Origin of the sequence: Sinorhizobium terangae (assembly GCF_009601505.1) — a bacterium.
Lineage (GTDB): Bacteria > Pseudomonadota > Alphaproteobacteria > Rhizobiales > Rhizobiaceae > Sinorhizobium > Sinorhizobium terangae.
Window position 1 is genome coordinate 41,979 of the sequence record NZ_WITC01000134.1, and the last position, 7,217, is coordinate 49,195.

Sequence of the window (7,217 nt, forward strand, 5' to 3'; positions counted from 1 at the left end):
GATATATCGTGGGACGTCATCAATTCGTTGCGCGGCCGCGGTCAACTGGCGCGGGGTCTGGTAGCGGTGTCAGAGGGGAATACCGATGCCTCAAATGAGGGGTCTCCGCGCGCGTCGCCGCAGCCTTGGAAAGATTGGGCGCGCGGCCAGCAGCGCGCTTGTGGCGGTTGCCGTACTGGTCGGATGCGGAGGTCATCCAAAAGGCGTGATGACGCCTGTCGCGCTGACGGCGCCGGCCAAGACATCGCAAGTCGATATGCTCGTCGCGACGACGCGACAGCCTTCCGGGAATCCTGCGACCCTCTTTTCCGGCGAACGGAACGCAGCACTTTCCCTGACGGACGTCGCGGTGTCGATCCCGCCGGATTCGAAACGCAAGCCTGGCACCGTGCAATGGCCGCGCCGCCTGCCTCCCAATCCGGAAACCGATTTCGCCGTGACGCGTGTGCGCGAACTGCCATCGCGCGAAGAAGCGCGCGCGTGGTTCCGCGAGCATACTGTCGATGGGAACATCCTCCTGTTCGTACACGGTTTTAACAATACCTACGAGGATTCTGTCTTCCGGCTGGCGCAGATCGTGCATGATTCCGGCGCTGAGGCGACGCCGATGCTGTTCACCTGGCCGTCGCGCGCCCGTGTGTTCGACTACAACTACGACAAGGAAAGCACCAACTATTCGAGAACGGCCCTGGAGGATGCTCTGCGCTCCTTGGCGAACGCCCCGGATGTCAACGAAGTCACCATTCTCGCCCATTCGATGGGGACTTGGCTGACGATGGAGTCGCTCAGGCAGATGGGCATTCGCGACGGCGGCATCGCGCCCAAGATCAAGAACGTGATCCTCGCATCGCCCGACATCGATCTCGATGTCTTCGCCAAGCAGTTCGTGGAACTGGGTGAGCGGCGGCCGAAGTTCACGATCTTCGTGTCGCAGGATGACCGGGCGCTCGCTGTATCGAGCTTCATATCGGGCGACATCTCGCGGCTCGGCGCGATCGATCCGACGGCCGAACCTTACCGCACGCAGCTCGAAAGGGCGGGCATCACCGCGATCGACCTCACCAAGGTTCAATCCGAGGATAGTCTGCACCATGGCAAGTTCGCTGAAAGCCCGCAAATCGTGCAACTGATCGGCCAGCGCATTGTCAATGGCCAGACGCTGACGGATTCCGAGGTCACCTTGGGCGACAGCATCACTGCCGTCGTTGCCGGTACCGCCAAGAATGTCGGCACGGTCGCGGCCGCGACGATCAGCGCGCCTGTGAAAGTGCTTGAGCAGCCAGCGCTGCCGCCCAAGAAGCGGCCGCATCTGGACGAGACGCTCGAAAGCGGCGCGCATGCCGGAGCGGCCACCAATTAGCGCGGTTCCAGGAGGGATGCGCAACGATCTTCTTTGGGATCGCCTTCAAAGAGTTAGAGCGCCCCACTGGTCAATGAACGGCGAAGCGCGCCCAGGACGCCATGCAGAATTCGAAGCTCTACGGCAATCTTTGCGCGTCCGTTTGGCCGCGCAGCGCTGTAGTGCGAAGCGACGAACGGCGGCTGACACACCCGGACTCCGGAGGGCGATGTGATGAGCAATTTGAAAGGCGGAAGCTCTGGGGGCCTGCCAGGCGCTGCAATCGGCAAGGCCGCCTTGGCGGAGCTTCGGCGAACGCCTCTGCTGGCGCTCATCGTGTTCGTGCCTGTCGTCATCTTTTTAGAGCAGACGGCGCCACAGGCGCACACGTGGCTGTTTTTCCTGTCGGTCGCAGCGATCATACCACTCGCCGCGCTGTTGAGCCGCGCGACCGAAGCGGTGGCGGCGAAAAACCGGCGATACGGTGGGAGGCCTGCTTAACGCCACTCTCGGAACCTGACCGAGCTCGTGATTTCGCTCGCGGCCCTGCAGGCGGGTCAATATCTGCTGGTCAAGGCTTCCCTTGCTGGCGCGATCGTCACCAACACGCTCTTCATGTTGGGCGGCGCCTTCCTCCTCGGCGGCTTCAAGCATCACCTGCAGGAATTCAACAGGGTGAACGCGCGCTTCCAGGCTTGTCTGCTGTTCCTGGCGACGATTGCCATTCTGGTTCCCTCTGTGATCAGCGAAGTGGATCGAGCTCCGGCCGCCGCCTTCTCCCAGAAGCTGAGCCTCGGACTGGCGATACTTCTGATCGCCGTTTACGGCATGGGCATGCTGTTTTCGCTGAGGACACACCGGGAGCTCTTTGCGAGCGTCGGTCATGAGGACGAAGAGCAGAAACCATGGCCGCTTTCCGTAGCGATCGTCGTCCTGGTTGCTGTTACGCTATTGGTCGCTCTCGTCAGCGAGATCTTCGTCGATTCGGTGCAGATCGCCGCAGAGCATCTGGGGATGACGCCTGCCTTCGTCGGCTTCATCATCGTCGCCCTGGTGGGCGGCGCCGCAGAGATGACGACGGCCTTCTCCGCGGCGCGTGCCAATCGCCTCGATCTCAGCGTTGGCATTGCGCTCGGCAGCGCCGCGCAGATCGCGCTTTTTGTTGCCCCTGTACTGGTGCTCGTCAGCTACTTCGTCGGTCCCGAACCGATGTCCCTGCAGTTCTGGCCGGGCGCGGTCGCGATGATGCTGGTCGCGACGATGGCCGCCACCCTTCTTTCCAACGGCGGACGCGCGGCTTGGTACATGGGTGTCATGGCGTTGGCGACCTATGCCATATTCGGAATGACGCTGTTTCTCCTGCCACCCGTGGCGTCGTGATGGGAGGCGGAACCGCGGGCCGATGCCGTGGGTCCAGCGCCGATCTACTGCATGTCGCCCGAAAGTGTCAGCGTTTCCGGATAACGGCTGCATGAAAAATAAAGACCTAAAGCGCGTCGCATGGCCCCAATTGAATGCGACGCGCTCTAGTCGCGGTGGCGGCCAGGTTCCGGCTCCCGAAAATAAAGGCGCTGGATCACTGCCATCATGAGCGCCGTCGCCCAGCCAAAGATGATCCAGCCATTGACCGCCTCGAACGTCGCAATCTGGCGCCAATCCCTGCCAAGAACAATATCGCCGTATCCAACCGTGGTGAACGTAACGGTCGAGAAGTAAAAGGCTTCTTCGAAGCTCGGTAAAGCTTCCGCGACATAATAGAACGCCGCCCACAGGCAGACATCGATTATAATGGGAAATATCAAGTATATTACCCAGGCAACCGTCACCACGGTCGGGTGGCGATACGCAAAGAATTTCCGCCTCTCGTCGATCCGGCGCAAGGCATGCAGTCCGGCGGACATGAATAATGCCTGGATGGCGACTGTTATCGCGATCAGGCCGCAGGCAATGGAAAGCCGAATTATCACGTCTCCTCGGTGTGTCGACGGCTGGCGGGGCGCATTCAAACCGGGCGTTACCATCTCCGCCGGCGTCAATCTATCAAAGGTCGCCTTGTCCGTGAACATGCGGCAGCCGGCATGATGCGGTCCTGTGCCGACGATGGTGAATGGCAGGCGGGCGCTCTTTGGATTCGACTTTAGTATGACTTATTAGTCATCGCTTATTTTTGATTGCCTTGTCTGAGCAATTGTGTAATCTCCTAATTGCGCGGGCACACCTTCAAGCATTTCCTTGTAGTTCCCCTGCCTTGGCGATGTTCTGAAGACGTATTGCGGTGCCGGTGCTTTATTGCGTCGCCTCCATGATCTCCGTTGAACTGAAGAGGCTCCGATCTTTTATCGGGGCTTCTTCAGTTTATCGGATGAACGAGGAGTTATATTAATAATATATTTTCGTATAATTCTACATTATCTCATCTCTTCGCAATTTCCGTATTAACGCGCGGTCGCACATCGAATACACCGCCGGATAACCGCCAGATGCGTTTTGCGGCGCCGCCGAGTCTTCCGAATGAGGATCACGTCCCCGCGTGGCGGGTTCGGTCGACCACCGGAAGGCGCAGGCGATATACCTGGGCGAGACGCTCTCGCGACTTCCGATCCTCAACCTTTGGCGATATTCCGTTGGATTGAGCCCCGTCGCCTCCGGGAAGCGCCGCAGGAATATGTGTTCTCCTCCAGGGCCGGCGCGACCGGGCATCGTCTGCAGCGTGACGGCCTTTGTGCTGCTGCGGGTGCCGGATCTTCAGAATGACCCGGGTCCACGTGGTCGGGCTTGGGGGGCCAGGACGCTGTAGTAGCTCTGTTCGCGCGCGCCGGGGGTCGACCAGCATGAAGCGCGCTTTCGCAAGCATGACAGCGGTGCCGAGCGACCGGCCGACCAGCTTCAGGCCGAGATTGATCCAGGTTATCATGCCGCCGCGGTAACGATATCACCTTCGTCGATAACGAGCCCGTCCGTATCGATACGCACGTCGCGGTAGCGATTGGCGATCACGTCCCGGTTTGACCAGTGGCTCGTGATCGGCGACCGGAAGCGGGCCGGATTCTGCTTGCGTCCGGCGGAGGAATGCTTCCATCGCTGTTCATGTGCGCCGGTGGCGGGAGGGAAGGTCGCGCATTCAGCAAGAAAATGAGCTCCGCGGCGACGCCCGCGGCGCGGCCGCCACTCATAATTCCCGCAGTAGACGGCGAGTCATCTTTGTCCTATCGGTTGGACATGAGAACGAGCCTCGAACATCTGCCGGAGAAAAAACAGCGCGAGCTTGCCCGGGTCGTGGAGATCATTCACGAGGAGTTCGCCGATGCGCTCGAAGGAAGTTCAGCGGGCTTCAAGAAGCGCGGTCGGATCCTGAAGATCATCCTGTTCGGCTCCTATGCCCGCGGCACCTTTGTCGACGAGCCGCATACTATGAAAGGCTATCGCTCCGACTACGATATCCTCGTGATTGTCAATTCGAAGAAGCTTGCCGAACCGCAATACTGGGACAAGGCGACCGACCGGCTGATGTGGGACAAGGCAGTTTCGACGCCGGTTGGACTGATCGTCCATGGCGCCCGCGAGGTGAACAACTTCCTGGCCGACGGGCAGTATTTCTTCGTCGACATCCTACGCGAAGGCATTGTGCTCTATGAGCTCGACGACCGGCCATTGGCCGAGCCGAAGCCGCTGACCTCCGCCGACGCCCTGCGGGTCGGAACAGAGCATTTTGAAAGGCGATTTTCCGACGCAAAGGATTTTATGGACACGGCAAGATTCCTAGTCGAAAAAGGAAATCTTCGATTAGCGGCGTTCCAGCTGCATCAATCCATTGAAACGGCTTATTCGACGCTCCTTCTCACTCTCACCAATTACAGTCCACCATCGCATAATTTGAAATTCCTTCGCGGATTGGCGGAGGACAAGGAACGCGAGCTCGTCGAAGCCTGGCCGCGTGACCAGCATCGCTTCACCGCCTGGTACAACATACTCAACGAAGCTTATGTGAAGGCGCGTTACTCCAAGCATTTCGAGATCACCGAGGAAGCTCTTGCATGGCTCATTGAGCGAGCCGAACGGCTTCACCATCTGGTGGAGGCGATCTGCAAGGAGCGTTTGGCCGACTTGGCGCAAACAAGCGGCGTCAACTGAGCCGTCCGGCGGCCGGTTGCCGGCCTGTCCGAATTACAGCATAACTGCGTCAGGCGAGACCAAACAGCACACCATCCAACGAAGAAACAGCGCGATTGCGCTACAGCCACCAAAGCTTTCGGATCGCTGCTCGTTATAGCAGCGGTCCGGCCGGGACGGCATACTAAAGCTTTTCTTCCCGCCGATTCGATCTCCGGAGAGGGCGGGTTGCCTGTCGCGGCATTGGAGCGCGTGGTCCACCTTCTGGCTCCAAATGACAGCCACTTCAAGTATCACTTGGCGCCGAAGGCGACCTATTATGAACGCCGAAAGGCGACGCTTCGGCTCTCACCGGACGAAGGGATGCGTGTCGCGCGTGTCGCCAGGGTGTGGAATCTGTCACTGGATGTTTGGCAAAGCGATGAGGAAGCCCGTAAATTCCTGTTTCGGCCCCACCCCATGCTCGAGAACAAACGTCCGATTGCTGTGGTCATTCAGAGCGAGATCGGCGCCAAACTCGTCCTGGAAACCCTCGCAAGCCTGAAATACGGCAGCGCTGCGTGAGCGCCCAGATTCCTGATTGCACGCTGTCGGCACGGCGAATAGGCGACGCGAAAGGGACCTATCCCATATTCGACGCAACCGGCTCAACCATAGCCCCGGGGCGCTGGAACACGCCGGCAAGCCCGATCATTTACAGCAGCGAGCACTACTCAACGGCGGTGCTCGAAAAGCTGGTGCATGGCAGCGGTCGATTGCCGCCAACCCAGCACTACGTGGAAATCACAATGCCGCGCGGCTTGACCTATGAGGTCTTTTCGCCGCCGGGCCTCCCAGGCTGGGACGCGATGCCGCCGACAGTGAGCAAGGGGTTTGGCGAGCAATGGTGTCTCGAAAGGACGAGCGTAATCTTGTTGGTCCCCAGTGTTGTCGCCCGGCTCGACCGCAATATTTTGATAAATCCAGCTCATTCGGAGTTCCCTGAAATTCGGATCAGCCTTTATCAGCCGGTTTACTGGGATCGTCGCCTCTTCGGACCGTAACTGCGCAGTGCGTCTTGTAGTAGCTCGCCGCCTGCGTGACCGACTTTGCTTTTGTCGTTTCCGCAGGAACTTTATCGCGATTTTGCCATTCTTATCGATCAGTTCCCGCAAAGAGGAACCAAGGAGGAGGGATCGTGGAAATCAGCGCCAGTGACCGCGAACTTGTCGCGGTGATGAAACAGTATTTTGCGGCCAAAGCCGAGCTGGAGAGCCTGAAAGGACAATTGGAGGCGGCACGACAGGCAGTCGGCGAGGCGATCGCCGTATTCTACGATCCCCGCCAGAACGCCGAGCACGCCGCCGACCTGCAACGCTCGCATCGCTTGAGGGGAGAGATGGCGTCGCTGATGCAGCGTGCTGAAGCCTGGGGCAGGGCAGCATCGGGTGCTGACCGGCACGATAGATCGGAGGCGGAAGCGGAACCGGAAGAATGGCAGCCGTTTGAGAGGCGAGCCGATGCACTCTTCGGTACGTCGTCACGGTTAGACGATTAGCCGGGCCGCTCGTCCATTCTTTCGTTCCGCGTTGTTGTAGTAGCTCGCCGCTTGGGTGACCGATTTGTGCAGTGACTGCTGCATCGCTTCCGGCAGGGAAACACCGCGGTTGGCCGCCTCGGTCAGATAGCCGGACCGAAGTCCATGGGCGGAAAATAGTGCCGGATCGAGGCCGGCCTGTTTGCAGCGACTTTTCAGGATCAGGTTGACCGACTGCGGCGTCAGCGCCCG

The 7,217-nt window shown here is 59.6% G+C and carries 7 protein-coding genes and 1 pseudogene; 6 read left to right on the top strand and 2 right to left on the bottom strand.

Annotation, left to right across the window (positions count from 1 at the left end):
• Positions 1–94 precede the first annotated feature (94 nt).
• On the top strand, positions 95–1,360 hold the full coding sequence (locus GHK62_RS32235; protein WP_153443096.1) for an alpha/beta hydrolase: 1,266 nt from the start codon (positions 95–97) through the stop codon (positions 1,358–1,360).
• Positions 1,361–1,573: 213 nt separating this feature from the next.
• A pseudogene (gene cax / locus GHK62_RS32240) lies at positions 1,574–2,719 on the top strand (calcium/proton exchanger).
• 146 nt (positions 2,720–2,865) lie between these two features.
• Here cax and GHK62_RS32245 read toward each other — a convergent pair.
• Entirely contained in the window at positions 2,866–3,360 is a 495-nt protein-coding gene (locus GHK62_RS32245; protein WP_153443098.1) for a potassium channel family protein, read from the bottom strand.
• A gap of 1,198 nt (positions 3,361–4,558) precedes the next feature.
• Here GHK62_RS32245 and GHK62_RS32250 point away from each other — a divergent pair.
• The 4 genes from GHK62_RS32250 to GHK62_RS32265 all read left to right on the top strand — a co-directional run bounded on the left by GHK62_RS32250 (position 4,559) and on the right by GHK62_RS32265 (position 6,986).
• Positions 4,559–5,470, top strand: a complete 912-nt coding sequence (locus GHK62_RS32250) for a nucleotidyltransferase and HEPN domain-containing protein (RefSeq protein WP_153443090.1) — start codon at positions 4,559–4,561, stop codon at positions 5,468–5,470.
• A gap of 135 nt (positions 5,471–5,605) precedes the next feature.
• On the top strand, positions 5,606–6,013 hold the full coding sequence (locus tag GHK62_RS32255; protein ID WP_380787174.1) for an antitoxin Xre/MbcA/ParS toxin-binding domain-containing protein: 408 nt from the start codon (positions 5,606–5,608) through the stop codon (positions 6,011–6,013).
• Complete coding sequence (locus tag GHK62_RS32260) at positions 6,010–6,492, top strand: RES family NAD+ phosphorylase (RefSeq protein WP_184108486.1); 483 nt, start codon at positions 6,010–6,012, stop codon at positions 6,490–6,492. Before GHK62_RS32255 ends, GHK62_RS32260 begins: the two co-directional genes overlap by 4 nt.
• A gap of 134 nt (positions 6,493–6,626) precedes the next feature.
• Positions 6,627–6,986, top strand: a complete 360-nt coding sequence (locus GHK62_RS32265; protein WP_184108487.1) for a hypothetical protein — start codon at positions 6,627–6,629, stop codon at positions 6,984–6,986.
• Here the strand turns inward: GHK62_RS32265 and GHK62_RS32270 are convergent.
• Positions 6,975–7,217 (bottom strand): tyrosine-type recombinase/integrase (locus GHK62_RS32270; protein WP_153442980.1); only part of this gene is annotated, 243 nt, incomplete at its 5' end. The genes GHK62_RS32265 and GHK62_RS32270 overlap by 12 nt on opposite strands.

Coding starts and splice junctions, on each gene's coding strand:
- GHK62_RS32235 (WP_153443096.1), top strand. CDS start 95: ATGAGGGGTCTCCGCGCGCGTCGCCGCAGCCTTGGAAAGATTGGGCGC.
- GHK62_RS32245 (WP_153443098.1), bottom strand. CDS start 3,360: ATGGTAACGCCCGGTTTGAATGCGCCCCGCCAGCCGTCGACACACCGA.
- GHK62_RS32250 (WP_153443090.1), top strand. CDS start 4,559: ATGAGAACGAGCCTCGAACATCTGCCGGAGAAAAAACAGCGCGAGCTT.